The organism is Rossellomorea sp. GAMAL-10_SWC, from assembly GCF_049568075.1.
Taxonomy (GTDB): domain Bacteria; phylum Bacillota; class Bacilli; order Bacillales; family Bacillaceae_G; genus Gottfriedia.
The window spans coordinates 4497719-4523978 of the sequence record NZ_CP144911.1 but is presented as its reverse complement, the minus strand read 5'-3'; the positions used below and the strand labels follow the sequence as shown (position 1 = coordinate 4523978).

Here is a 26260-nt window from a genome sequence, read left to right as displayed (position 1 = left end):
TTCTTCAATGGAAATGGTCATACTATCAACACGTAAAAGGTAAAGGAGTTTAATTATATGATTCTTTGCATTTGCTTAATTGCTCTACTCTTTCTTATACTCCTTGCTAGCTTAGATCTTTATTTTGGCTATAAAGCCTTTCATAAATATGATAAAACTTGTCCATTTAAAAAAAGATATAGCGAAACAATATTAATAACAGATGGTAATGATTTGTACAAGCATCTTCTAGACGACATAACAGAAGCAAGTAGTAGCATTTCTATGCTTTTTTATATTGTTCGAAATGATGATACATCCGAAAAATTTTTATCATTACTTGAAAGAAAAGCTCGGGAAGGATTAGAAGTACGCCTCCTTGTTGATTGGATCGGAAGCTTTAGACTAAAGCGTAAAAGAATAAAAAAACTAAAAGAAAATAACGTGGAAGTACTTTTTAATCGGAGAATTGGATTTCCATATACTCTCTATCGGTTTCAACATCGTAACCATCGTAAGATTACAGTAATAGATCAAAAAATCGGCTATTTTGGTGGTTTTAATATTGGCAAAGAATATATTGGCTTTGATGAAGACTTAGGTTATTGGAGAGATTATCATATTCGAATGACAGGTGAAGGTGTAAAAGATTTACACATTCAATTTTTAATAGACTGGGTTAGAAGTGGCGGAGAATCCTTTGCACTAATTAATGACGATGAATTAGTAAAAGGAGAAATCGAGCACCACTTCTATTCGTCGGACTTTGTACGCATTGAGAACCTATATAAAGATTTAATAGATCATGCAAAAAAACATATTTACATTGGTACACCTTATTTTATTCCAACAAAAAAATTGATGAACGCACTACTTGCAGCTCTTAATCGAGGCGTCCACATATGCGTAATGGTGCCGGAAAAAGAAGATCACAGACTAGTTAAAGAGGCGAGTTTTCCACATCTCCTTTTAATTTTAGAAGGTGGTGGGGAAGTTTTTCATTATCAGAAAGGGTTCTTTCATGCTAAAGTACTACTAATCGATGATCATTACTGTGATGTAGGTTCCGTTAACTTTGATCGTAGAAGTCTTTGCATAAATGATGAATGGAGCTGTATTTTTTCGAGTAAATCTTTCATAATGAAGATTAAAGAAATATTTACAAAGGACTTAGAACGCTCAAAAACTTATCCTACCCAGCATTATAAAAATACAACATTCTTATGGAAGTGTCGTAAACTTTTATCTAAGCTTCTTTCTCCATTAATGTAGTCCTTTGTACATATACAAAAATCAAGGTAGAGGTGAACAAAATATGATTATTCGATTTGGGTACGTATCACATTCATTATCATTATATAATTGTTCACCTGCAAAAACTCTTACATATACACGTTATAAAGCCCTTAACCTGGACGAACGTTTAGAGAAATTAATTTATGTTACATCGCAAAATATTGAAAATACGTATAGAGCACTTCATTATAATGTGGGACAGCAAATTCCCTTATATAGAATGTCCTCTTCAATGGTCCCTTTGGCGACTCATCCAGATGTAGAATTCGACTATATAAATATTTTTCACAAACAATTTAAAGAAATAGGCGATTTTATCAAAAAGCATGAATTAAGAGTTAGTTTTCATCCTAACCAATTCACGCTTTTTACAAGTGATAAACCTCATATTACTGATAATGCTGTGATTGATATGGAGTATCATTATAAAGTTCTTGAAGCAATGGGTATTTCAGACCAAAGCGTCATTAATATACATATTGGAGGAGCTTATGGCAATAAAGAGCTTGCGATCCAACGTTTTTATGAAAATATAAAAAAGCTCCCTGCTCACATAAAAAAACAAATGACGTTAGAAAATGACGATAAAACGTATAATACCGCCGAAACACTAATGGTTTGTAAAAACGAAGGTATACCGCTCGTATTTGACTATCATCATCATATGGCAAACTTATGTGAAGAACCGTTAGAGAAATTATTACCCCTTGTATTCTCTACTTGGGAGCATACATATTTGAAGCCTAAAATTCATATTTCATCTCCAAAATCCGATAAAGAGTTTAGAGCGCATTCAGATTTCATTGACCTTAATTTTATTAAGCCCTTTTTTGACATCGTCAGATCAATTGGAAAAGATATCGATATAATGATTGAATCGAAAAAAAAGGATTTAGCTCTATTACAATTAATGGAAGATATGTCGAAATGGAGAGGTTATAAGCGAATAAGTGGTGGGATGATCGAAGTTACTTAAGTTGAGTACCAAAGACATAGCAACTGGAAATAAAGAGGTTATGAAAGCATTTAAAAAGTTCATTTATACTAACGCAGCCCTTCATGCGCATTTGAGCAGTATGTCCTAAGCCTTTATTCTTCCATGGGATTAGTAATGTTATTTGTATTAAAAACACTCAGATTTTAATCTGAGTGTTTTTCATCACCATTTTGCCAACCATTATCGTTCTTGTTTTGATTGTTTTTATAACGATTATTGCAACCAACATGGCAGCCTTCATTATTTTCATTTCTTCGTTGAACATTATTACTTCTTCTTAATTCGCGGTCATCATTATAGTCATTTTTTTTTTTGACTTGATGCTTTTCATTGTTGTTATTTTGTTTCTTTTGATTTTGCTTCGATGATTCTTTATGTTCTTCTTCTTGATGTCTATGATTCGATTGACTTTGCTTATTTCCCCAGTGCTCTTCTTGATGTCTATTATTCTTTACTTCTTTTGAGTGACCATTATCATTAGCTTTGTTCTTTTCGACAGTAGGTGACTTAAAATTAGATTTAACTTTGTAATTATTATCACCACTAGTCACTTTATAAGAATTTAAACCATTTTCTTGTTTATTTTGATTTTGGCTTTGGTTTTGATTTTTAACCTTAGGCTGATCTAAATCCTTAGCATTTGGGATATTAATGTGGTTATTACTATCTTGAATATCCTTCAATTCATGATTTAGCTCACTTTGTTTATCTTTAAACTCTTTATTCATCTTGCCAGTTAATTTGATTTTTTCATCTGGTTCAATTACTTTCGATTTCTCCATTTCACCAACTATATCATTCATAACTGAGTTTAAAGACTTATGTTTCCAGTTATCCATTTTATCGATCACTTTTTTACCTTGTTCATTATGACCTTTTAATGAAATAACCTTTAACTGTTTGTCCAAAGTTAATGACACTTTTGCCTCTGAGTCAATTCTAACCTTTCCTGCTTCAGCAAATACTTCTTCGTCGCTCATATTTACAAATGTAAATGAGAAAAGAATTAAACCACAGGCAATTACGACAGGTATCAGTTTTGGAATACTTATTTTCACTTTTTTATTTAAAATAATTGCATTACTAGGGAACTGAATTTCTTCACCAACTGAATAGGATGACAATAATTTTTTACATTTTAAATACTCTCCGTTAGCAGTTAGTACAACTACGGATGAGCGATTTACTTTTAATACAATACCATTGTTCATCTTCAGTTCCCCCTTTTTAAATAGTTTTGTAAATAGATATAATCATTGACACTAATAATACACATCGCAATTATATATTTTCTATGTTTTTCGAGCGATTTTCGGCTTATATTAACTTTAGATTCTAGCTTACTCATCGGTAATTTTTTCTTTTTATATAGAAAAGTTAACATCTCTTCATCAGACGTAATACTGTCTACAACTGAAAAAACATGCTCCCTTGTATCTTCATGTTTAGGTGAAACCTCCACTAGAGTTTCTAATGAAATTCCAAATTGTTTAAGCATTTCACTGAAATGAATGATTTCCTCTTTACGATTTATTTCATCAAAGTTTTTAATATAAGTGCTATATACATGGTCGTCGTAATGTTTATGCACGTCCTCTGACCCAGTTTGTTCTGACGTTAATAATTGGTATTTAGATTCCTTGCGAAAATAATCGATTAATTCTCGTCTTATGATCAACTTTGCAAAAGATAGAAATGACGAACCTTTTTTATATGAATATAGTTTAATAGCCTCATGAAACGCAGTTAACCCTATACTAAATTCATCTTCTTGATTTGTAATATATCTTCCACAAATAGTGGAAACAGTTTTGTTTATAAAAGGAGTATATTGAACGATAAAATCATCTAGTTCTTTTGATGAAGATTGCTGTATTGTTAATACAATATCTTCAATTTTTTCTTTTCTTTTATAAAGCGTCTGAAAAATTGTAAGTAACAAGACCCCATCTCCTTTCAAAAGAGGATTGCTTGGCTATTAAAATAGAAGGCGCCTCCACTCATTATATAATCAAATGAATGTATGAGGCACCATTTTAATTTAATCAGTTAAACTTAAGCATATCGCATCTTATGAAATGTTTCATGTCATTTTATTGAAAGGTCAGTGGAAATAATTACTTATTAATCTTCATCATGTCCATTTCCGTGGTTTTCACCTTGGTCATTTGAATTCTCATTCTTTTTCCACTCTTGCTTTTCATTTCCATTATGTTTTTCACGATTTTCGTGTTCACCTTGGTTTCCTTGGTGACCTTGATTTCTGTGAGCTGTACCATTTTCGTGTTTTACTTCATGCTTCTCTACATGTTTCTCTTCTTTTTCTTCTTTTTTAACTTTTACTTTTTTAACTTTAACTGGTTTTACTTCTTTTAACTTATGTTCAGGTTTATTTTGATCCTCCTTATGTTCTACTGTTACAGGTTTTGTAGCAACCTCAGCAGCATCATCTTTGTCATCATTTTCACCTTGATTATCTTCATTAACATTTTTCAAGTCTGTATCATTTACGTCTTCAATTTTAGTCACTGTTGTAATAACTTCTGGCGTAGCTGACTGATCTGTAGTTGAATCCGGGTATTGAACTGTAATAACTGGTTTTAGAGCAGTTGAATCCTGTTCTGTATGCTTTAAGACTTTCTCTAATCTTTCAGAAATTTTGTTAAAGCTCTTTTCAATATTTTTAGCAATCGCAGCTTTTGCTTTTGGATTTTTAACTTGATCTAAAACATTTGCTAAAACAAGTAAATTGTTATTTAAATGATGCTGAATTTTTGCAATTTCTTTTTGCTCTTTTGTTAATTTTTGTTTTTCATGCTTGTCTGTTTCAGCTTTATCTTGATCTTCTTTTTCTACTTCTTGTTTGTCTGTCTCAACTTTTTCTTGATCTTCTTTTTCTACTTCTTGTTTGTCTGTCTCAACTTTTTCTTGATCTTCTTTTTCTACTTCTTGTTTGTCTGTTTCAGCTTTATCTTGATCTTCTTTTTCTGTTTCTTGTTTGTCTGTCTCAGCTTGTTTTTGGTCTTCTTTTTCTATTTCTTGTTTGTCTGTCTCAACTTTTTCTTGATCTTCTTTTTCTACTTCTTGTTTGTCTGTATCTTGTTTGTCTGTCTCAACTTTTTCTGTGTCTTCTTTTTCTACTTCAGTTGAATCTTCTGCTGGTTTCGTAGTAACAGTACCTTCTGTTGTAGTTTCTGAAGTCGTTGGCTCAGTAACAGTTGGAAGTTTACCATCAATTTGGCCTTGAGCATTGTCCATTTGACTTAAAGCTTCTTTTAATGTTTCTTTTGCTAAATCTTCTTTACCTTCTTTAATTAATTCTCTTGCTTCATGAATGCGCTCTTGAGCAAATTGTGCTAAAAGATCTGCTTCTTTAACTTTGTCTGTTGTTAGTAACAATTGAATTTTTTCTACTGTTGTTTTAACAAAATAGAAGAAATCGCCTTTAACTAATGCGGGTGCTTCTTCCTTTTGATCAGTTGGTGAAACTGTATCATTTTCAGCAGCAAGTACTGAACTAGAGAATCCTAGCTGAGATAATAATAGTGCTGTAGCAGTCGTATGTACTAATAATTTTTTCATTAATTTTTTTCCCCTTTGTAAAAAATTTCTTAAATTATTCTCACTATAACTATTCGTAGAGACTTTCATTTTTTAGGGGGTCGTTTTTAAAAAAATTTAAAAAAATAATAAAAAAATGGTGAAACTTGTTATTCTTCCCTATTTACCGACAAAATTTTATAAAATAACTTACTAAAAAAATACAAAATTATACTTTTGAAGTTTGATTAAGTTAACAAAAAAGTACCATACCCTAAATTAGGGCATGGTACTTTTAATTTACTATTTACATTTTTTCTGGTGCAGAAACTCCAACTAAAGCTAATGCATTTTGTAATGTAACTTGAACTGCCTTCATTAAAGCTAGTCTAGCTTTTGACTTTTCAACATTTTCAGCATCTAATACTTTTTCTGCATTATAGAAGCTGTGGAATGTACCTGCTAATTCAAACACATAGTTTGTAATATGATGAGGAGTGCGTTTTGAAGCAGCTAATGAAACCGCTCCTGGGAATTCTCCTAATTTCTTTAATAACTCATATTCTTTTTCAGACGAAACAAGGCTGTAATCCGCTTCGCCATTGTAAACGATACCCATTTCTTCACCTTGACGAAGAATACTACATACACGAGCGTGAGCGTATTGTGAATAATACACAGGGTTTTCATTTGATTTAGAGACAGCTAAGTCCATGTCAAAGTCTAAATGTGAATCACAACCGCGCATTGCAAAGAAGTAACGAGTTGCATCAGTACCTACTTCTTCCATTAAATCACGTAACGTTACAGCTTTACCTGTACGTTTACTCATTTTAACTTTTTCACCATCTTGATATAACTGAACCATTTGGATAATTTCTACTTCAAGCGTATCAGCATTATAACCTAATGCTTGAATTGCTGCTTTCATTCGAGGAATGTATCCGTGATGGTCAGCCCCAAGAATATCAATTAATTTATCTGCACCACGACTAAGCTTGTCTCGGTGGTAAGCGATATCCGGAGTTAAATAAGTATACGAGCCATCGCTTTTAATTAGTACACGGTTTTTGTCATCACCATATGTTGTAGAACGGAACCAAGTCGCTCCTTCTTCTTCATATGTTTCACCACGTTGGTTTAAATCATCAAGAGCCTCTAACACTTTGCCATTTTGATATAATGAAGTTTCTGAATACCACACATCAAATTCGACTCTGAAATTACGTAGATCTCGTTGTAGTTTTTCCATTTCTAATTTTAAACCGTACTCACGGAAGAACTTGTAACGAGCCTCTTCTGGTTCATTCACATAACGGTCACCGAATTCAGCAGCTAAAGTTTTACCGATCTCAATAATGTCTGAGCCATGATAGCCATCTGCTGGCATTTCTTTATCCATTCCAAGTGCTTGCATATAACGAGCTTCTACCGAAAAAGTTAAATTATTAATTTGGTTTCCAGCATCATTAATATAATATTCACGAGTTACTTCATAACCTGCTTTATCTAAAATATTGCACAATGAATCTCCAAATGCAGCTCCACGTGCATGACCTAAATGTAAATCTCCAGTCGGATTTGCTGAAACAAACTCAACTAAAATCTTTTCACCGTTACCAAAGTTTGTTTGGCCATATTCATTTCCCGATTTAATAATCGTTGGAATTAAATCAGTAAGATAACTATTATCCATATAAAAATTGATGAAACCTGGTCCCGCAATTTCTACTTTTTTAATGCTTGCTTTACTTTGGTCAAAATAATTAATTAACTCCTCTGCAATCATTTTAGGAGCTTTTTTAGCAACACGTGCTAATTGCATTGCCATATTTGTTGAAAAATCTCCGTGCGCTTTATCTTTTGGTGATTCTAATAAGACTTGTGGTAATTGTTCCTCAGTTGCTAATCCTGCTTTTAATACAGCAGCTTCGATTTCATTTTTCAAACGACTTTTCACTTGTTCTAATGTATTCATATCGTTGCCTCCTTAATTGATACCGTAATGTTATACGACCCAGCATTTTCATCTCCTACGAATAACTTATATCCTAATTGAAGTACCCCTTTTAAAGGGCCTTCAGATACTAGAAATTGTAGTTTTTTTGTATATGCCTTAGTTTGAAATACGCCTAATTCATTTGAGAAAGTACCTTCAGTTGTTTCATTTACTCGATATTGATGACGCATCATAACTCCGCCATTACGAATAATTGTTACTTCCCCTTTTCCTATTTTCATAGTAGCCTTTACTTTTCGGTCCTCGTGATTTTCATCAAATAATAAATATGAAACATCATCTTTTTTATAATATAGGCCATTTGCTTGAAAACTGATTTTTTCACGCCCGTGTGGATCTTTTATCAAAGTCTCAAAGTCAATTGAGACAGGTATGCCTTGTTGTCCTTTCACTTTTACACGTCCTTTTCTCCCCATGAACGTAACGAATCACATCCAAAAATCATCTTTTCCCATTTTAGCATAATCTAATAAAAAAAATAAAATAGGTTAAAAAAAAATTGTGAAAAATATTCATTAAAATGAACGAAATAATATGGCTATCTGAAAAATTGGGGTACTTTCTTGTTTCTAAAATATTTCATAGGGCTTTTTTTTCATAAAATCTGTAGCTTCGTTCTTTATAATGATGAATTTCGGCCATATATATTTCGACTCACCAAATCTAAAAATGCAGGAACTATTACTCATTGAACGTCATCCGATTTCAATTGTATCAACATACTAACGAAATAATCTTGCCGTGAAGTAAGGAGGATTTTTGTTTTCAATTGAAAACTGTTTGTGAGACAATAAAGAACATATGAAGAATAAAAGGGGATTTTATGAAAACAATCGCACAACTTTCATCTAGCAAACTATTTTTCATTGGACTAGGCATTGGAATCATTTCGTTATCGAGTATTTTTCTCATTTATTTGTACGCCTTTTTCGTGCCATTTGTTGTTGGACTCATTTTGTGGTTCATTTCCAAACGAAAAGCAATCATGTTCGGCAGTTTTACAGCAGCAATAATCGGATTACTCGCACTGATCGGCTTCATCGTTTATCTGATGATGTTCGGTCATTTCGGACCATGAAAACCAGCTCGTAAAGGGCTGGTTTTTGTTTGTTTATATTCAATAAACAAACAAAACGCTAGGAATACGTAATTCCTAGCGGGTTTTCACCATTGATCGAGATATACCCGATCATATTAATGTGCAGATTCTGCTTTATCAATATGAATTAAATGCTTTTTATTAATAAATAAGAAAAGTACCGATAGTAATACAAAACATCCACCTACATAGAAAGGTACATGTGGATTATACCATTCAGCTAGTTTACCTGCTAAATATGGTGCAATTGCTCCACCAAGGAAACGTAAAAAGCTATATGCAGCTGATGCTGTTGAACGTTCAACTGGAGCTGCTTGCATTACTGCTGTTGTAATTAATGTATTGTTATTTCCTAAAAATGCACCAGCAATTATTACACAAACAATAATTACACTATTCGTATCAGTTCCAATTCCCATTACGATAAGTGTAATAGCGAAAAGTGCTAACATAGCATACATCGATTTAAGTGTACCGAATTTTTTTTGTAATTTTGGAGCCATAAATACAGATGTAATTGCTAATAAAAGTCCCCATCCTAAAAATACAAATCCTAAACCATGTTCCTTTAATCCCATATAGAATGGTGAGAATGCTAATAAAGTAAAGAATCCAAAGTTATATAAAAATGCTGTAATCCCTAATGTTAATAATGATCTATGTTTAAGAGCAAGGAATGGATCAAGAAACGATGCTTTTTTCGTACTTTGTGTAATAGGTGTTTTTGGCATCATAAAGGATAGAGATAAAAATGCAATAACCATTAAACAAGATACGCCAAAAAATGGACCTCTCCAAGAGATTGAACCTAATTCTCCACCTAATAATGGACCAACTGATATCCCAAGACCAATCGCAGTTTCGTATAAAATAATCGATTGTGCAACACCTGATCTAGATAATGAAACAATTGCAGATAATGCAGTTGCAACGAATAATGCGTTACCTAGACCCCAACCTCCACGTAACCATACTAATTCCCATATACTGCTTGAGCTACCTCCAAGACCAGCGAAGACTGCAATAATCAGTATCCCTAAAAGAAGTGTCCATTTAATTCCGATACGTGAGGAGATAAAACCTGTTATTAACATCGCAAATGCCATTACTAAATTGTAACTTGTAAAAAGCAGCGTTACATCACTTTTAGAAGCATGCATTTTTTCAGCAATTGCTGGTAAAATTGGGTCAACCAATCCAATTCCCATGAAGGCGATAATACAAGCAAAGCCAACAGCCCAAATAGCTTTTGGCTGATTCAAAAGACTATATTTTTGATTTGCATGTGTCTTTTGATTTTTACGATCTGCCAAGTTTGACATATTTCATCCATCTCCCATATTATTTATTGTTCTAATGCATTTTTCACCCTCTGATACATCTCATTCATTTCATCTCGAATATCGTTCATTTTTTTAAGTTTCTCATCAATCATTTTTAATTGTTGAGCAAGTATCGCTTCTGCTCCTAAAAGATTTTCTTTTCTTTCATCATCATTCATCTTTTCTTTGTTTTCTCTATACTGCAATCGGAATTCTTCAAACGCCTCACCAATTGCCATATATTCCTGTACCTCCTGCAAAGAAAAACCAAGAACATCCCGAACATTCATTATTTTCTTCAATCGTTCGATATGCAGGTCTGAATAAAGTCGAAATCCTCCTTCACTTCTTTCAGGTGGGGAAATTAAACCAATTTCTTCATAATAACGAATCGATCGCTTTGTTAATCCACATTCTTTCGCTACTTCATCTATCTTGTAAAGCAAATCATTGCCTCCTTTCGAAATGAATTTAACTTTTTTATATCACTTATTTATCTTACTCCTAATGTATCGTTAACGTCAACGTTAACTTTGTACATATTTCTATTTTTATCTTTCTACAAAATTGTTGTTTTACTATAAAAACAGTACAAATAATCATATTTTTGCCCTATACAAAAAAACCGAAAGATAAATACGTCTTTTTGCGCATTTTCTTTCGGGTTCTAACAAATGATTCAACCAATGTCGTTAAATCATACCCATATAAAGTTTTGTTCTTCTTAAGCTGTTTGCTGTAATTTACTCATTTTTTTAACTTTATTTTTTCGTTTTAACGCCCACATTGTAATTCCAGTTATTCCTAAACCGAGTGGAGCTATTCCAACTAAGGCAAAAATAATTTTTACGAACACACCACCAAAAGTGCCTCTATGTAAACTTTCTCGCCAAATAAAGAATTTATCATAGACTGTTTCTGTATTTTTCGAAAAAGTTCCTATATGCTTTCCAGAAAATTGATCGAAAAATTCGCTTGTATTTCCTTTACCTTGAGGGTCGTAACTGCCATCACTTAATTGGGCTTCTATAACCCCTTCTTTATCCGATGGAAGTCTTAACTTGTATAACTCACCTTCCGGGTGTAATTTATTAATTTGGGCAACGATCGTATCCAGTTCTATTTGTTGTTTACTATTATCAACTGATTTAAGTTTTTCAGGATAATTCGATGTAAATTTCAATTTCAAGGATTCTTCAATCTTTTCTTGGAATGGAAATAGCATTCCTGTTATTGCTACAACAAGCAAAAATGGTAAAGTTATAACCCCTATAAAATTATGTAATGATAGATTTTTTGCCATTTGACTTTTATTCCATTTAATTTTTAGGCTTTTAAACATTCGCTTAATACCTGGATACCATAAATAAATACCTGTAATAAGAATGGTAATAAATGCAATTGCAACGATACCAATAATTGTTTCACCAATATCATCTAATAATAAATGTGTATGTAGCTCTTTAAAAAAAGAAACGACTGATTTCTCTCTATCAAAATTGCCTAATAATTTGCCATTGCTAGGATCAACATATGCATCAATTTCATTATGTCCTTTTGACATACTTGCATGATATACGTCTGTTAACTTTGAAGGTACATCCATCCTCGAAATTTGAAAACCTTTGTAATGTTCAAGAAAAATCTTTTCTGCTTCTTTAATTCCGATATTTCTTTCACTACTTGCAGGCTTAAAATACTGCGGATTTAATACATGTTCAATCTGATTCCCAAACACTAATACACTACCCGTTGCACAAACAGCAATAATAAAAAGGCCAAAAACTAAGCTGCACACCAAATGTAGAGTTAAAATAAATTTTCTTACCCCTTTTTTAATTTTCATCTTCTCTTCTCCCATATTATGATAATAATAATCGTTCTCAATTATAAAGGTAATGATTATCATTATCAATAACATTTTTACATTTTAGTAAATTATTATTTTAATGGCCTCAATTGTTTCAATTTCAAATTCAATATAAAAAGGCGATTCTCGTCCTAACGAACGAAAAATCGCCTTTAACAAATCTTATTATTTTACCCAACCTAATAAGATTTCACGAATAAATTTACTTGCCGCAACTTGAGTTTGCTCTGCATGATCGTAAACTGGAGCTACTTCTACTAAGTCTGCCCCAACAACGTTAATATCACTGTTCGCGATTGCTAAGATGCTATCAAGCATTTCTTTTGATGTAATACCACCTGCTTCAAGAGTTCCTGTTCCAGGAGCATGTGCAGGATCTAATACATCGATATCAATCGTTACATATACTGGACGTCCAGCAAGCGTTGGAAGTACTTTCTTTAACGGCTCAAGCACTTCGAATTTGAATAAATTCATTCCAACTTCTTTAGCCCATTCAAATTCTTCCTTCATACCAGAACGGATTCCAAATGAATAAACATTTTTTGGTCCAATTAAATCACAAACTTTTTTAATTGGTGTTGAGTGAGATAATGGCTCACCTTCATATGAATCACGTAAATCAGTATGAGCATCAAAGTGAATTATAGCTAAATCTGGGTATTTCTTATACATAGCTTTCATTACTGGCCATGATACAAGATGCTCTCCACCCATTCCTAGTGGAAATTTGCCTTCAGCTAATAAGCCGTCAATATAATCTTCAATCATATCAAGGCTTCTTTGAGCATTACCAAATGGTAATGGAATATCCCCTGCGTCAAAATACTTAACTTCTTCAAGTTCTTTATCTTGATATGGACTATATTCCTCTAATCCAATTGAAACTTCACGAATACGCGCAGGACCAAAACGAGAGCCTGGTCTGAAACTTACAGTCCAATCCATAGGCATACCATAAATAACTGCTTTACTTTCTTCAAAGCTTGGATGACTCTTTATGAATACATTTCCAGAATAAGCTTCATCAAAACGCATAATAAAGCCCCCTTATTTAGTAAGATCAGCTACAAATTTTGGTAATACGAACGCTGCTTTGTGTAGCTCTTTAGTATAATATTTTGTCTCAATATCGAAGAAACGATTCTCTTCTACTTCAAGTGGATCATGTTTTTTCGAACCGATTGTAAATGTCCACATTCCACTTGGATATGTTGGAATGTTTGCAATGTATAAACGAGTGATTGGGAAGATTTCTCTTACATCACGTTGAACTTGTGTGATTAACTCAGGAGTAAACCATGGATTGTCCGTTTGAGCTACAAAAATACCATCTTCTTTTAATGCTTTAGAGATACCAGCATAGAAGCCTTTTGTAAATAAGTTAACTGCAGGACCAACTGGTTCAGTTGAGTCTACCATAATTACATCGTATACATTTTCACTATTTGCAATATGCATAAATCCATCGTCTACTTTTACTTCTACACGTGGATCTTCTAATTTCCCTGCAATTTCAGGTAAGTATATTTTAGAGTACTCAATTACTTTTCCATCGATTTCAACTAGAGTTGCTTTCTTTACACTTGGGTGTTTTAATACTTCACGAATAACACCACCGTCACCGCCACCTACAACTAATACGTTTTCAGGATTTGGGTGTGTGAATAAAGGTACATGCGCTACCATTTCGTGGTAAACAAACTCATCTTTTTGAGTTGTCATAACCATACCATCTAAAATAAGCATGTTTCCGAACTCTTCTGTCTCTACCATGTCAAGCTTTTGAAACTCAGTTTGCTCTGTATGTAAAGTTTTATTAATTTTAGCAGTAATTCCAAAGTTTTTTGTTTGTTTTTCAGTAAACCATAATTCCATTTAATGCATCTACCCTTCTTTATCAAGATTTAGTTTGAAACATATGGATCGTTTTGTCGGGGCTGACCAAGGCGCCTCCACTTTTCGAGTATGTTTCGTATTATCCCCACTCTTCCTAATTCCTATCGGATTTGTGTTGTTACGACAATTTTTTGCCGTACAAAAGAAAAGTATAGAGTAATTTTTGTGAAATGCAAGATTTTTAAAGCTAAATTTTTTGATATTTTTTACTACGGTAATTTGAATAAAATTTCTCTTAATCTACCATACTAGTATTAAATTAGAGAAACGAATGAAGAGGAGGATACGTTTTTGTATAATATCAACTACTCTTTTCATTGGCGTACACTTCAAAAGGTCGGTATTTTACTTACGATTATTTCAATTTCAGGGACACTATTTTTATCTTGTGTCTATCTGTTTGCAGTTACGTCTACAAAACCTTCGTTATTTATTGAGTCAAATTCCAGTTATTATGATCACAATCAAAAGCTAATTAGTAAAACTAAGCTACTTCAAAATCGTAAAACACTTAAAATTGCAGATGTGCCTCCAATTGCGATCAATAGTATTTTAGTTTCTGAGGATCGTAATTTTTTTCATCACCATGGCTTCGACTTAAAAAGGTTGGGTTCTGCTATCTTAATTAATATAACGAAGGGACAATACGCTCAAGGCGGAAGTACAATAACTCAGCAACTTGCAAAAAATTTATATCTTTCACAAGAGAAAACGATTAATCGTAAATTAAAAGAGGCTTATTTAACGATGAGACTTGAGTCAGCCTACAGTAAAAATAAAATATTAGAAGCATATTTAAACACTATCTATTTTGGACATGGTATTTATGGTCTAGAGACTGCGGCGAATACCTTCTTAGGAAAAGAGACAAACGAGCTTACAATTGGTGAATCTACATTTTTATTAAGTATTCCGGCTAATCCTTCAACATATGATCCTTACGTTCATTTTTCATTTGTAAAGAAAAGGCAGCAACGAATTTTATCAGCACTAGAACAGAATAAATTAATCAGCTCAAAAACTGTTAAAAAGGCAATTGATGAAACGATAAAGTTAAAACCGATTAAACATACTTCAAATTCTTCATTTACATCCTATTTTCAACAAAGCGTTCAAAAAGAGATTACAACTTTAATTGGACAATCAATCAATAATAATGGTAGTCAAATTTATACAACATTTAATCCCGCTATTCAAAAGCATATTGATCAAGCATTTGATAAATATATTAGACCAAAATCTGATTTACAGGCTAGTGTAGTCGTATTAAATAGTCAAACTGGTGAAGTATTAGGGATGACTGGAGGCCGTGAGAAAGGACAGTTTTTATTTAATCGAGCAATAGCGTCGAAACGACAAGTAGGAAGTACAATAAAACCAATTCTATATTACAGTGCACTTGAAAATGGTTATACCCCATCAACAAGACTTCAAAGTAAGCCTACTATATTTCACTTTGAAAATGGAGATTCATATAGCCCGAAAAATAGTGGCAATCTATACGCACATGATTCAATTACTCTAGCTAAAGCTATTGCTGTTTCAGACAATATATACGCTGTAAAAACCCAACAGGCAGTCGGTACTGACGAATTTATCAAAGCACAGAAGTTATTCCATTTAACCACACCGAATAATAAACTACCTTCAATGGCCCTCGGCACTCAAGATGCTTCATTGCTCGATATGACAAGAGCATATGCTTTAATTGCGAATAATGGTAAAGATGTTATTCCTCATTTCGTAAAAGAGATTAAGACTCAAAATGGAAAGACGATTTTTAAAGAAAAGTTTGATAAAAAACAAAGATTAGATAAAGATCAAACCATTATACTGAAACAACTAATGAACGGAATGTTCAACACAAATTTTTCAAGCTACTTGCCAGTAACAGGTACTAGTATTATTCCTGAACTATCAAAAGATTATTATGGTAAAACCGGTACTACGAAAACGGACAGCTGGATGATTGGATTCCATTCAAATCTTATTGTTGGGGTATGGGTTGGGTATGATTATTCAAAAAATTTAACCGTAGAGGAGGGTACACTGTCGAAGAAGGTATGGGCATCAGTTATGACAAATTTATCGGATAAAAATATAGACGCTAAATTACCAAATGATCTAGTTAAAGTTGCTATAGATGAAAAGACTGGTCTTTTGTTTAAAGAAGGCTGTGGCGATAAAATTTCACTTTATTTTCGTAAAGGGACACAACCTACAAAATCTTGTATAAATAAAAAAATAAACCAAAAACATAAAAAGGTAAATAAGGACAGTAAGCCTTGGTATTCACAATATTTACTGTAAAAACAAAAGACCTCACCAAATTGGTAAGGTCTTTTGTTTGTCCTAGTCCTAGCTTTGTCCAAGCTATTATTAGTTTACTTTATTTAGTCTTAAATGTAAAAAGATTATTCGACGATTTCTTCAAATTTTTTATATAATTTACCTAAAGAAAACTCGTCGATTGGCGAGCCCTAGGGCGAAGACAGAGACGTAGTTGCACTTATACTTAATACCTAAAATTGGAAACCGCGTCGATTTTCATTATCCGCTGCCAATTTATACTTACTTAATGTGCGAAAAAGTATACTAACCTAAAAGTTCAGTTTTTAATTGTTCAGATGAATTATTCCACATCTCTTCATTGTGCGATTTTAAGAAATTGGCTAATAATTTACGAGACTTTTCATCCATCTGTTCAACCATTATTTTACGTTTCATCGCTTTATCCATTTTATTTACGTGGTCAGGAAGAAGCTTATATCCCCTTCTAGCTTCACGATCAACAGTCATGTAGCAACCTGTTATTCCAGCATAATAAGGACCGCTTTCAGTTCGCTCAGTTGCGACCCACACTAACCAATAAGGTTTTCCATTAGGAACTTCATCCTCATTCGTTAAAAACTTGATCCCCTTTTCAACTGAACTTCTTGCGTGCATTGCACCGATATCTACAAAAACATCATTCTCTTGTATATCAATAAAGACTGGCGAAATATTTTCTAAACTAATTGCTCCAACACCAAATCCGCCATGCCCACTCGTTGAATCATTTTTTAATATATTAAAACCTAGTGATTTCTTTTTTGGTTGATCAGACATTGTGCCCCTCCTAAAAAATTAATGGTGTAACGATTGAATTAATCCAGTGGAAAACTGACGGTATAGCAACCTGGAAAATTGGTTGAATTGTATAGTTATCTAATGGAGTTAATACTAAAACTAAAAATACAAATGCTCCATACTGCTCATATTGTGACATTTTTGCACGAAGATCATTAGGAGCTAAATCCTCTAAAATTCGATATCCATCTAGTGGTGGAAGAGGAATTAAGTTAAATACAAATAATACTATATTCATTTGAACGAAAATATTAAAAAAAGAATCTAATGTAAGTGATAGTGCTTGTGGGAAAGAATGAAAAAATCCGAATTTATATAATAATGAATAAGCGATTAAACCAAGTGTCGCTAGAATTAGATTACTAATCGGACCCGCTGCAGTAGTTAAGATTCCTGCTATTCTCGGATGTTTAAAATTATGGCGATTTACAGGAACTGGTCTTGCCCAACCAAAACCTAAAATAATAATCGCAATTGTACCGAAAATGTCTAAATGTCTAAATGGAGAAAGCGTTAATCTACCTTGTCTCTTTGCCGTGTCATCTCCAAATTTATAAGCTACATAAGCATGCGCAAATTCATGGACTGATAACGAAATTGCAACAACTAATAATATTAATGGTATATCTTTTAATGGATATTGAAAAAATGATCCCATTCTTTGCTCCTTTCGAGAAAAATTGCTGTATTATGTAATTGAACAGTTAATTTATTAATAGTTTAATTTATTCTTTATGATTTCTTCAATGTTAATTGATTTAATCGTTATTATTCTGACTTCCTGAGTTATAATAAAAATGATAAAACGAAGGAGGTCATAACATGCCATACGTTACAGTAAAAATGCTAGAAGGTCGCACTGAAGAACAAAAGAAAGCATTAGTTGAAAAAGTTACTGATGCTGTAAGTGAAACAACAGGTGCTCCAACTGAAAAGATTGTTGTTTTCATTGAAGAAATGACAAAAAATCATTATGCAGTTGCAGGCAAACGCCTTAGTGACGAATAGAAATCCTTACATACATCAATAGTAAACGTCAGACTGCCCGCCAAACGCTTTCAATCAGTCTGAAAATCAAGTTTTTAGTATTTTGTCTAAATAATGAGTAAACGGGGGATAACTTCCGTTTACTATTTTTATCTTCTTTTAGCCCCTGCTATTTCTTCAATCATTTCGATTACTTTCTTTTTCTTTTCATCAGGATCGTTATAAATTAAATCGTGAGGAAAATATAACTTAGAATCGAATAACTTTTTACCAGTTATTCCATCAACTAGCTCTGATTTACGCGAGATTTCTTTTAAATCACCGTTCGTTTGTAATAGTAAAATCGGCTTCTTCCCACCTTCTTCACCATACCTAAAGTAATCATAGGCCTCGTCTGAAATTGTATCGATAACTAAATAGTATTCCGGATCTATCTCTATTTCTAAAAATAACTCTTTTAATACAGCAAACTTTTCAGTATGTTTTTGTGTATCAAAGTCTACATATTGAAATAATTTTCGATTTAAGAATCGTTGACATAGATCACTCAAGATTTGGTCGGATTCCTCCTGCCATACTTGGAAATAATACAAAAGGACCGATTCATCTAATTTGATATATTCATCTAAATCAACTTTCCCTTCAAATAAATGACCAAAATGCACTGGTACATAATTAAAATGGTAACCTCTTTCATGCAAATATTTAGCCCTTTGTAATATTTTTTGTAAAATGGCTTCCGCACTTCTAGACACAGGATGAAAATAAACTTGCCAGTACATCTGGAATCGACTAATTAAGTAGTGCTCAACAGCATGCATACCTGATTGTTTAATAACAACTCCATCTGGACGAGGACGCATAATTCTCAAAATACGTTCCATATCAAAATTGCCGTAACTTACGCCAGTGTAGTATGCATCTCTAAGGAGATAATCCATTCGATCTGCATCAATTTGGCTTGAAATCATGCTCGTAACTAACTTATTCGCCGATGTTTTCTCAATGACTTCTGATACTTTCTTAGGAAAGTCATCCCCTACTTTTCTTAGGATTTCGTTAATTTCTGTTGAACCCTCAATAATTTCTCTCGTTAATTCCTCATGATCTAAATTAAATATCTTCTCAAATGTATGCGAAAAAGGACCATGACCAACATCATGTAATAATCCAGCACAAAGAGCTAATAAGCGATCATCATCATTCCATTCAGGACGACCAGAAAAAACATCATCTACCATACGTCTTATAATTTCATAAACGCCAAGCGAGTGAGTAAATCGACTATGCTCAGCTCCATGAAACGTCAGATAGGTAGTACCAAGCTGTTTAATTCTGCGTAGTCTCTGAAATTCTTTCGTACCGATTAAATCCCAAATAACTTGATCTCTTACGTGAATATAACGATGTACAGGATCTTTAAATACTTTTTCCTCATAAAGCTTTTGGAAACGATATGACATATCTTGGCCCCCTTTCAATATGTATACTAATTCTTTATATGCTAATTGATTTACTTTCTGAACAGGACTCTTTTATCTTTCCTTTTGTTGCTTAAGGCATTAACCCATCGAGTCATAAGCCAAATTCCAAAGAAGGTAAAAACCAACCTTCTGCGTGTATTATTAATTTTTATCTCTTAACCCTTAGATTTCAAAGTTAAAATAGGTATTTCATGGTGTCTAGTTCCGAAAGCTTTCTCCACATTTCAGATTGTCTAGCTCAGGCGTTAGCCCCTCGAGGTCATAAGCCAAATTCCAATGAAGGTAAAAACCAACCTTCTGCATGTATTATCAATTTTTATCTCTCAACCCTTAGATATCAAAGTTAAAATAGGTATTTCATGGTGTCTAGTTCCGAAAGCTTTCTCCACATTTCATATTGTCTAGCTCCAGGCGTTAGCCCCTCGAGGTCATAAGCCAAAGCCCAATAAAGGTTAAAAACCAACCTTCATTGTTCTTCGTCTTATGCTTGTCGGGGCTGAGCAAACGCCTTCCGCATTTCTTATTATATCAAAAAAACGCTCCTAAAGATGAAGGAGCGCTTAATTCTTACCTAGTTTTGACTTTATCTTTACAAGTAGATCATCTTCGTTAGGTGCAGATAGGGGGCGATTGTTTACGAAACAAAATGATTTTTTTCGTCCTGGTCCACAGTAAGATTGACAACCAATTTTAATCTCTGCTTCATCATCTATTCTTTTTAAGCGAGGGACTAATGTTTTAATATTTGTCGCCTGGCAGTCATCACATATTCTAAATTCATTTGACATTTTTTTACAATCCTTTCTGTTCTAAATTGAACATACTCAGCAGTAATTTTACTCGTTCCAAAAAGGACATGCAAGTTTTCCAATTAAATCACTCCGAATAGTATTCTACTATTTTCTATTTTTTGTATAGTTTTCTATTTTTTTGTCCAAACTTCTATTAATCAGCTAGGAAATTAAATCAATTAATTGAATAAAAGAAAGTTGAGGGGAAATTTATATGATGAAATTAAGACAGGATGCTTGGACTGAAGAAAATGATTTACTTTTAGCGGAAACCGTTTTACGTCACGTACGAGAAGGTAGTACCCAATTAAATGCCTTTGAAGAAGTAGGCGATGTTTTAGAACGAACTTCGGCTGCATGTGGTTTTCGTTGGAATGCTGTAGTTCGCTATAATTATGAAAAGGCACTTCAATTAGCTAAGAAATTCCGTAAAGAAAAGCTTCGACACGCTAAAGGTGAAGATGCTAAGAAAAAGTTATTATATACACCTTCTGAATCTAGTTATATACAAACAGATGTATCTAGTAATTTTGATCGTTATTTAAATGATGAACAAGATTTAGAATATGGTGTTGAACTCGATCAAGAATTTGGGTCTTTTGTGGAAACTGATACTGAAAATGATGAGAGTGTAGAAGTAACACATAACGAGGAACCAACGACTGAGATCTATTCAAGTATTTCTTCCGTTCAAAATCAGTATCAATCACAGATTCAGACTCCACCAGCTTCACCAATGAATACAAGAAAAAGTTCAATTACAATGTTTGATGTCATCCAGTTTTTACAAGGTCTTTCAAGCAGTCAGATTGGTAGCGATCGTTTAGTCCGTGAAAATGATCAACTAAAAAGAGAGCTTATGCAATTACAGGAACGAAATTCACAGTTACAGAGACAAGTAGAAAAGCTTGAAAAAGACGCTACTACTGTTCAAGAAGACTATGAAACAATGATGAAAATAATGAACCGTGCTAGAAAATTAGTATTATTTGAAGAGGAAGAGAAACCAGCAGCAACATCCTTTAGAATGGATAAAAACGGAAATTTAGAAAAAATTGCAGAATAACATTGTCAGTTATATTATAGAGGAACTAAATCTTAATTAAGATTTAGTTCCTCTATTTTCATGCATACTAAATTTGAAAATCCTGTTACAATCTATTAATTTCCTAAAAATGATTTTTTAAAGAATGCTAGCTGTTTTTCAAGTGTAACTGGGTCACTGAACGACGCGCCATTGCCAAGCATTTCATATACACGATTATTTTTTACAGCTGGAATAGATTTATATGTATCTGTTTTCTGGAACGATATATCTGCATCTGCTTATTTACTTAAAATAATGTAATCTCCAGCATATTGTGGTAGCACTTCTGTAGAAAGTGTATAATAACCATCATTTAAAGCCACTTCTTTTACTTTCTCAGGCATTTTTAATTTCATTGCTTGGTAAAGTATTTCAGTTCCGCGTGCCCAATTATTACCGAATACATATAGCTGTTTATCCTATGATTCAAATACTGATACAGTTGCATCTTCACTGATTTTAGCGCGAATTTCATCTCCGGCTTTTTCCGCGCGTTGTTTAAAGTCATCAGCCCATTTTGTTGCTTCCTTCTCTTTGTTTAACAGTTTACCAATTTCGATATGCTGTGCTAAATAATCTAATTTACCCCATGTGTATGTTACCGTTGGAGCAATCTCTTTCAATTTATCTATATTTTTAATATTTGATAATCCAATTATTAAATCTGGTTTTAATTCAATTATTTTTTCAAGGTTCTCATCCGATACTTCCGCTACATCTTTTAATTCCTTCTTAAAGGTTGGATTATTCTTTGACCAAACATCTACCCCAACAACATTTACTCCTAAAGAAATGACATTACCCGTAAAACCTGAAAGTAAGATTACGCGTTTTGGATGTGTTGGTACTTCAAAGGGGCCAGTTTCCGATTGATATGTAAATGTTTTAGGTTGATCGTCCATCTTTGAAGTACTCGCCTTCTTATCTGACGAATTACGGCTACATGCACTCGTAATTAAAACAAAAATAAGAATCAATGGTAATATTAACTTTTTCATTCGAATCTCCTTTTTTTATCGTTTTATAATTGATAACAATTATCATTTTCATTAATTTATTTACTATTTGTTGGATTCGAATTATTGTCAACTTATATTTACATTTAGAATATGAAGTTTTTTTATTTAGTTTAAAATCATGCTAAAATAGGAAAACAAAAGCAAAACGCAAGGGGCTTATTTAATGAATCAACATTTGAATCGGTTACAAACAGATGAAATACGTTTTATAGACGGATCAACTTTAGGGCCATCCTTTGAGGCGATCCAATCTTTTGCATTAGATGACACATTATGTACAAAAATTGGGAAAATGGAGTCTCCAACGACAATTCGAACTTGGGTACACCACAACACAATAGTTCTAGGAATACAAGATACTAGACTACCGAATTTAACGAGTGGGGTTAAATTTCTTAATGACCATGGATACAAAGCAATCGTGCGAAATTCAGGTGGGCTTGCTGTTGTTTTAGATGAAGGGGTTCTAAATATATCTATTCTCTTTCCAGAGGCTGAACATAAACTGCAAATTAATGATGGTTATGAAACGATGTATGCACTAATACAAGATATGTTTAAGGATTTAACAAATAAAATAGTGGCAAAAGAAATAGTAGGATCATATTGTCCTGGAGATTTTGATTTAAGTATTGATAACAAGAAATTTGCTGGTATCTCTCAACGTAGGATACGTAAAGGGGTTGCTGTTCAAATTTATTTATGTATTAACGAAAGTGGTTCGAAACGTGCTTCAATTATTAAAGATTTTTATGAAATTGCGATTGATAACAAAGAAACTTCATTTAAATATCCTACAATTATACCTGATACAATGGCATCGCTTTCCGAACTACTATCATTAGATCTTACAGTGACGGATGTAATGACAAGACTACTTCAATCATTAATTAAATTAACTCCAAAATTAACACCGAACTCCTTACTTGATGATGAAATAGAATTATATAATTATCATTTGCAACGAATGATTGATCGTAATTCGGATATTAGTTCTACGCAAGAGTGATTATGACATTAATTAAACTAACAAAAAGTGTTCCAATAAAAAAAGAGTGCTCAAAAGTTCATTGACTTAAGAGAGCACTCTTTTTCCTTAACTCCGTCCTAATTATAGTGACTGAGCAGCTGTGATGATTGATAGTTTATAAACGTCTTCACTGTTACAACCACGAGACAGGTCGTTAACAGGCATATTTAAGCCTTGTAGGATTGGTCCGATTGCTTCAAAGTTACCTAAACGTTGAGCAATTTTGTAACCAATATTACCTGCTTCTAAGCTTGGGAATACGAATGTATTAGCATCTCCTTGAATAACTGAATCAGGAGCTTTGCTTTTTGCAACAGATGGAACAAATGCTGCATCAAATTGGAACTCGCCATCTAAAGTTAATTCAGGAGCAAGCTCTTTTGCAATTTTAACAGCCTCAGCAACCTTTTCAGTTTCAGGTGATTTTGCAGATCCTTTAGTTGAAAAGCTTAACATTGCGATTTTAGGGTCAATGTCAAATAATTTAGCTGTTTTTGCACTTTCAATTGCAATTTCAGCTAAATCTTGGCTATTTGGGGCAATATTAATCGCGCAATCTGCGAATACGTATTTCTCATCCTCACGAACCATGATAAATACACCAGATGTTTTTGTAACGCCTGGTTTAGTTTTAATGATTTGAAGCGCTGGTCTTACTGTATCTGCTGTTGAATGAGTAGCACCACTAACTAAACCATGAGCAATGCTTGCATATACTAACATCGTTCCAAAGTAGTTCGGATCTAATAATGCTTTACGAGCTTGCTCTTCTGTTGCTTTTCCTTTACGGCGTTCAACAAATGAAGCAACTAATTGATCCATTTCTTTATAAGTAGATGGGTCTAAAATTTCTACTCCTTGAAGTTCTAAACCTAAGCTACTTGCTTTTTCTTTTACGTTTTGTACGTTACCTATTAAAATCGGTTTTAATACATCTTCTTTCGCTAGTCTGTCAGCTGCTGTTAAGATTCTCTCATCTGTACCTTCTGGTAAAACAATTGAAATACCTTTACCTGATACTTTTTGTTTAATGCTTTCAAATAAGTTGCTCATAATTGCCTCCAAAATCTTTAAAATTATTTTATTTGTACATAATTAGAATAAAACCTTTTTAGAATAATGAGAAATATAATATATTTAATAAAGCGCTATCATTTAAAGTAAATTAATTCCTAATTTTCTAACTAAATTTGGATATTGTATAATTTTGTATGTTTTTACAAAATACTTTTATTTGTAGTATGCTATATAAATGAAAATCAATACGATAACGTTTGGGGGATTTAAAATGAGTGAAGCTGCAAAAACTTTAGATGGCTGGTATTGTTTACATGATTTTAGAAGTATGGATTGGCATGCTTTTAAACAATTAGGTAGTGATGAGCGTCAACTAGCGATTACAGAGTTCCAACAAGTTTTCTCAAAATGGAATCAAGTTGCTGATTCTGGTGAAGGTAGCCATGCTATTTACAATATTTTAGGTCAAAAAGCAGACATTATGTTTATGGTTTTACGACCTACAATGGATGAGTTATTACATATTGAAACAGAAATTAATAAAACTACATTATCTCAGTATATGATTCCAACTTATTCATACGTTTCTGTAGTTGAATTAAGTAATTACTTAAGCGAAGAAGATGGCGATCCATATCAAAATCCGCATGTTCGCGCTAGACTTTACCCTGCTTTACCAAAATCTCAATACGTATGCTTCTATCCAATGGATAAAAAGCGTGAAGGCGAAGATAATTGGTACATGCTTCCTTCAGGTGCTCGTAAAGAAATGATGTACAGCCATGGAAAAATTGGTCGTGGTTACGCTGGTAAAGTTAAACAAATTATTACTGGTTCTGTAGGTTTTGATGATTATGAATGGGGCGTTACTTTATTCTCTGAAGACGTACTTCAATTCAAAAAGTTAATCTATGAAATGCGCTTTGATGAAGTAAGTGCTCGTTATGGAGTATTTGGTTCATTCTTTGTTGGAACAATTCTAAAAGAAGATGCATTCTCAAAATATCTTTACGTATAATTGAATACTTAAGTGTATCCACTGAATATGAACAGTCATAGTATATAAATTAAAAGACTTCTCTTTTTTGAGAAGTTTTTTTATTTTCCTGTTGGAAAAGATGTCATATGTTTCTTTCAATTTTAATATAGTTACAGTAGTGAACGAACTAATTAGTCCTCGCTTTCCGATCACCAATGGGATTCATGCAGAATATTTAATTCGGATGAGGAGGCTTTTTTATGGCTGTAATTCGTTATACTGACGCTGAGGTTGCTTTACTTGCTAGATTAATGCGTGCTGAAGCTGAAGGCGAAGGTGTAGAAGGTATGTTAATGGTTGGTAATGTATGTGTTAATAGGGTTTTATGTGATTGCTTAGATTTTAGAGACATTCGAAGTATAAAAGATATGGTTTATCAGAATCCAGGTGGATTCGAAGCTGTTCAAAAATCTTACTTTTATCAACGTGCCAGGGACCAAGATATTGAGCTATCTAGAAAAGTAATAGCAGGACAGCGTTTTTGGCCAGCAACTTATGGCCTATGGTTTTTCCGACCTGCAGGTTCATGCCCAGGAACTTGGTTTAACCAAAAACTTGCGGGAAGATTTAAGTCGCATTGCTTTTATCAACCAACAGCTGAAGATTGTCCTAAAGTTTACAGTGTTTAATTTGATTTAACTAAGGGAGGTTTTTT

General features: G+C 33.1%; 24 protein-coding genes and 1 pseudogene. 9 read left to right on the top strand and 16 right to left on the bottom strand.

What is annotated here, in order from left to right:
* The first annotated feature begins 57 nt into the window (after positions 1-57).
* Complete coding sequence (gene cls, locus V5E38_RS21915) at positions 58-1251, top strand: phospholipase D-like domain-containing protein (protein WP_499211439.1); 1194 nt, start codon at positions 58-60, stop codon at positions 1249-1251.
* A gap of 43 nt (positions 1252-1294) precedes the next feature.
* A complete protein-coding gene (uvsE, locus tag V5E38_RS21910; protein ID WP_499211438.1) occupies positions 1295-2251 on the top strand; it encodes a UV DNA damage repair endonuclease UvsE in 957 nt (318 codons plus the stop codon).
* A 164-nt stretch (positions 2252-2415) separates the two neighbouring features.
* Here uvsE and V5E38_RS21905 read toward each other — a convergent pair whose 3' ends face one another.
* The 5 genes from V5E38_RS21905 to V5E38_RS21885 all read right to left on the bottom strand — a co-directional run bounded on the left by V5E38_RS21905 (position 2416) and on the right by V5E38_RS21885 (position 8224).
* On the bottom strand, positions 2416-3483 hold the full coding sequence (locus tag V5E38_RS21905; RefSeq protein ID WP_499211437.1) for an anti-sigma factor domain-containing protein: 1068 nt from the start codon (positions 3481-3483) through the stop codon (positions 2416-2418).
* 2 nt (positions 3484-3485) lie between these two features.
* Positions 3486-4214 carry a sigma-70 family RNA polymerase sigma factor gene (gene sigI / locus V5E38_RS21900; RefSeq protein WP_499211436.1) on the bottom strand — a complete coding sequence of 243 codons (729 nt, stop codon included), beginning with the start codon at positions 4212-4214 and terminating at the stop codon, positions 3486-3488.
* A gap of 182 nt (positions 4215-4396) precedes the next feature.
* A complete protein-coding gene (locus V5E38_RS21895) occupies positions 4397-5854 on the bottom strand; it encodes a DUF5667 domain-containing protein (RefSeq protein WP_499211435.1) in 1458 nt (485 codons plus the stop codon).
* A 265-nt stretch (positions 5855-6119) separates the two neighbouring features.
* Entirely contained in the window at positions 6120-7790 is a 1671-nt protein-coding gene (argS, locus tag V5E38_RS21890) for an arginine--tRNA ligase (protein WP_499211434.1), read from the bottom strand.
* Positions 7787-8224: a YwiB family protein gene (locus tag V5E38_RS21885; RefSeq protein WP_499211433.1), complete on the bottom strand. Its 438-nt coding sequence runs from the start codon at positions 8222-8224 to the stop codon at positions 7787-7789. The genes argS and V5E38_RS21885 overlap by 4 nt, the downstream gene beginning before the upstream one ends.
* 431 nt (positions 8225-8655) lie before the next feature.
* Here V5E38_RS21885 and V5E38_RS21880 point away from each other — a divergent pair, with 431 nt between their 5' ends.
* Positions 8656-8910 (top strand): hypothetical protein, encoded by a 255-nt coding sequence (locus tag V5E38_RS21880; protein ID WP_499211432.1) that lies wholly within the window; start codon positions 8656-8658, stop codon positions 8908-8910.
* A gap of 116 nt (positions 8911-9026) precedes the next feature.
* Here the strand turns inward: V5E38_RS21880 and V5E38_RS21875 are convergent, their stop codons facing one another.
* The 5 genes from V5E38_RS21875 to speE all read right to left on the bottom strand — a co-directional run bounded on the left by V5E38_RS21875 (position 9027) and on the right by speE (position 14001).
* Positions 9027-10253 carry an MFS transporter gene (locus tag V5E38_RS21875; protein WP_499211431.1) on the bottom strand — a complete coding sequence of 409 codons (1227 nt, stop codon included), beginning with the start codon at positions 10251-10253 and terminating at the stop codon, positions 9027-9029.
* Between the two features lie 23 nt (positions 10254-10276).
* Entirely contained in the window at positions 10277-10699 is a 423-nt protein-coding gene (locus V5E38_RS21870; RefSeq protein ID WP_097974833.1) for a MerR family transcriptional regulator, read from the bottom strand.
* Positions 10700-10977: 278 nt separating this feature from the next.
* Positions 10978-12099 carry a PepSY-associated TM helix domain-containing protein gene (locus V5E38_RS21865; protein WP_499211430.1) on the bottom strand — a complete coding sequence of 374 codons (1122 nt, stop codon included), beginning with the start codon at positions 12097-12099 and terminating at the stop codon, positions 10978-10980.
* 189 nt (positions 12100-12288) lie between these two features.
* Positions 12289-13161, bottom strand: a complete 873-nt coding sequence (gene speB, locus V5E38_RS21860) for an agmatinase (RefSeq protein WP_069033703.1) — start codon at positions 13159-13161, stop codon at positions 12289-12291.
* Between the two features lie 12 nt (positions 13162-13173).
* On the bottom strand, positions 13174-14001 hold the full coding sequence (gene speE / locus V5E38_RS21855; RefSeq protein WP_025671010.1) for a spermidine synthase: 828 nt from the start codon (positions 13999-14001) through the stop codon (positions 13174-13176).
* 312 nt (positions 14002-14313) lie between these two features.
* Here speE and V5E38_RS21850 point away from each other — a divergent pair, with 312 nt between their 5' ends.
* Entirely contained in the window at positions 14314-16332 is a 2019-nt protein-coding gene (locus V5E38_RS21850; RefSeq protein ID WP_499211429.1) for a transglycosylase domain-containing protein, read from the top strand.
* A 285-nt stretch (positions 16333-16617) separates the two neighbouring features.
* On the opposite strand, the gene V5E38_RS21845 is transcribed toward V5E38_RS21850, so the two are convergent.
* Positions 16618-17130 carry a YwhD family protein gene (locus tag V5E38_RS21845; RefSeq protein ID WP_499211428.1) on the bottom strand — a complete coding sequence of 171 codons (513 nt, stop codon included), beginning with the start codon at positions 17128-17130 and terminating at the stop codon, positions 16618-16620.
* 10 nt (positions 17131-17140) lie between these two features.
* Positions 17141-17809, bottom strand: coding sequence for a site-2 protease family protein (locus tag V5E38_RS21840; RefSeq protein ID WP_387325231.1), 669 nt, complete (start codon positions 17807-17809; stop codon positions 17141-17143).
* A 164-nt stretch (positions 17810-17973) separates the two neighbouring features.
* Between V5E38_RS21840 and thmT the strand changes: the two genes are divergently transcribed.
* Positions 17974-18159, top strand: coding sequence for a 2-hydroxymuconate tautomerase (thmT, locus tag V5E38_RS21835; RefSeq protein ID WP_025671006.1), 186 nt, complete (start codon positions 17974-17976; stop codon positions 18157-18159).
* Between the two features lie 128 nt (positions 18160-18287).
* On the opposite strand, the gene V5E38_RS21830 is transcribed toward thmT, so the two are convergent.
* On the bottom strand, positions 18288-19601 hold the full coding sequence (locus V5E38_RS21830; RefSeq protein ID WP_499211427.1) for an HD domain-containing protein: 1314 nt from the start codon (positions 19599-19601) through the stop codon (positions 18288-18290).
* 581 nt (positions 19602-20182) lie between these two features.
* Positions 20183-20410 (bottom strand): YuzB family protein, encoded by a 228-nt coding sequence (locus V5E38_RS21825; RefSeq protein WP_025671004.1) that lies wholly within the window; start codon positions 20408-20410, stop codon positions 20183-20185.
* A gap of 220 nt (positions 20411-20630) precedes the next feature.
* Between V5E38_RS21825 and V5E38_RS21820 the strand changes: the two genes are divergently transcribed.
* Complete coding sequence (locus V5E38_RS21820; protein ID WP_499213625.1) at positions 20631-21479, top strand: RsfA family transcriptional regulator; 849 nt, start codon at positions 20631-20633, stop codon at positions 21477-21479.
* Positions 21480-21574: 95 nt separating this feature from the next.
* Here V5E38_RS21820 and V5E38_RS21815 read toward each other — a convergent pair.
* Positions 21575-22498, bottom strand: a pseudogene (locus V5E38_RS21815) (iron-hydroxamate ABC transporter substrate-binding protein).
* A 184-nt stretch (positions 22499-22682) separates the two neighbouring features.
* Here V5E38_RS21815 and lipL point away from each other — a divergent pair.
* Positions 22683-23528 carry a lipoate--protein ligase family protein gene (gene lipL / locus V5E38_RS21810; RefSeq protein ID WP_499211426.1) on the top strand — a complete coding sequence of 282 codons (846 nt, stop codon included), beginning with the start codon at positions 22683-22685 and terminating at the stop codon, positions 23526-23528.
* A gap of 102 nt (positions 23529-23630) precedes the next feature.
* On the opposite strand, the gene pta is transcribed toward lipL, so the two are convergent.
* The gene (pta, locus tag V5E38_RS21805) at positions 23631-24602 is read right to left on the bottom strand and encodes a phosphate acetyltransferase (protein ID WP_499211425.1); all 972 of its coding nucleotides are present in this window, start codon (positions 24600-24602) and stop codon (positions 23631-23633) included.
* Positions 24603-24837: 235 nt separating this feature from the next.
* Between pta and hemQ the strand changes: the two genes are divergently transcribed.
* Together hemQ and V5E38_RS21795 are read left to right on the top strand one after the other, a co-directional pair.
* Complete coding sequence (gene hemQ, locus V5E38_RS21800) at positions 24838-25584, top strand: hydrogen peroxide-dependent heme synthase (protein ID WP_097974818.1); 747 nt, start codon at positions 24838-24840, stop codon at positions 25582-25584.
* A gap of 221 nt (positions 25585-25805) precedes the next feature.
* Positions 25806-26234, top strand: coding sequence for a cell wall hydrolase (locus V5E38_RS21795; RefSeq protein WP_387325217.1), 429 nt, complete (start codon positions 25806-25808; stop codon positions 26232-26234).
* Positions 26235-26260 lie beyond the last annotated feature (26 nt).

Coding starts and splice junctions, on each gene's coding strand:
- V5E38_RS21795 (WP_387325217.1), top strand. CDS start 25,806: ATGGCTGTAATTCGTTATACTGACGCTGAGGTTGCTTTACTTGCTAGA.
- V5E38_RS21825 (WP_025671004.1), bottom strand. CDS start 20,410: ATGTCAAATGAATTTAGAATATGTGATGACTGCCAGGCGACAAATATT.
- V5E38_RS21895 (WP_499211435.1), bottom strand. CDS start 5,854: ATGAAAAAATTATTAGTACATACGACTGCTACAGCACTATTATTATCT.
- V5E38_RS21880 (WP_499211432.1), top strand. CDS start 8,656: ATGAAAACAATCGCACAACTTTCATCTAGCAAACTATTTTTCATTGGA.
- V5E38_RS21865 (WP_499211430.1), bottom strand. CDS start 12,099: ATGAAAATTAAAAAAGGGGTAAGAAAATTTATTTTAACTCTACATTTG.
- argS (WP_499211434.1), bottom strand. CDS start 7,790: ATGAATACATTAGAACAAGTGAAAAGTCGTTTGAAAAATGAAATCGAA.
- V5E38_RS21830 (WP_499211427.1), bottom strand. CDS start 19,601: ATGTCATATCGTTTCCAAAAGCTTTATGAGGAAAAAGTATTTAAAGAT.
- V5E38_RS21820 (WP_499213625.1), top strand. CDS start 20,631: ATGAAATTAAGACAGGATGCTTGGACTGAAGAAAATGATTTACTTTTA.
- V5E38_RS21840 (WP_387325231.1), bottom strand. CDS start 17,809: ATGGGATCATTTTTTCAATATCCATTAAAAGATATACCATTAATATTA.
- thmT (WP_025671006.1), top strand. CDS start 17,974: ATGCCATACGTTACAGTAAAAATGCTAGAAGGTCGCACTGAAGAACAA.
- uvsE (WP_499211438.1), top strand. CDS start 1,295: ATGATTATTCGATTTGGGTACGTATCACATTCATTATCATTATATAAT.
- V5E38_RS21875 (WP_499211431.1), bottom strand. CDS start 10,253: ATGTCAAACTTGGCAGATCGTAAAAATCAAAAGACACATGCAAATCAA.
- pta (WP_499211425.1), bottom strand. CDS start 24,602: ATGAGCAACTTATTTGAAAGCATTAAACAAAAAGTATCAGGTAAAGGT.
- cls (WP_499211439.1), top strand. CDS start 58: ATGATTCTTTGCATTTGCTTAATTGCTCTACTCTTTCTTATACTCCTT.
- speE (WP_025671010.1), bottom strand. CDS start 14,001: ATGGAATTATGGTTTACTGAAAAACAAACAAAAAACTTTGGAATTACT.
- speB (WP_069033703.1), bottom strand. CDS start 13,161: ATGCGTTTTGATGAAGCTTATTCTGGAAATGTATTCATAAAGAGTCAT.
- V5E38_RS21905 (WP_499211437.1), bottom strand. CDS start 3,483: ATGAACAATGGTATTGTATTAAAAGTAAATCGCTCATCCGTAGTTGTA.
- lipL (WP_499211426.1), top strand. CDS start 22,683: ATGAATCAACATTTGAATCGGTTACAAACAGATGAAATACGTTTTATA.
- hemQ (WP_097974818.1), top strand. CDS start 24,838: ATGAGTGAAGCTGCAAAAACTTTAGATGGCTGGTATTGTTTACATGAT.
- V5E38_RS21845 (WP_499211428.1), bottom strand. CDS start 17,130: ATGTCTGATCAACCAAAAAAGAAATCACTAGGTTTTAATATATTAAAA.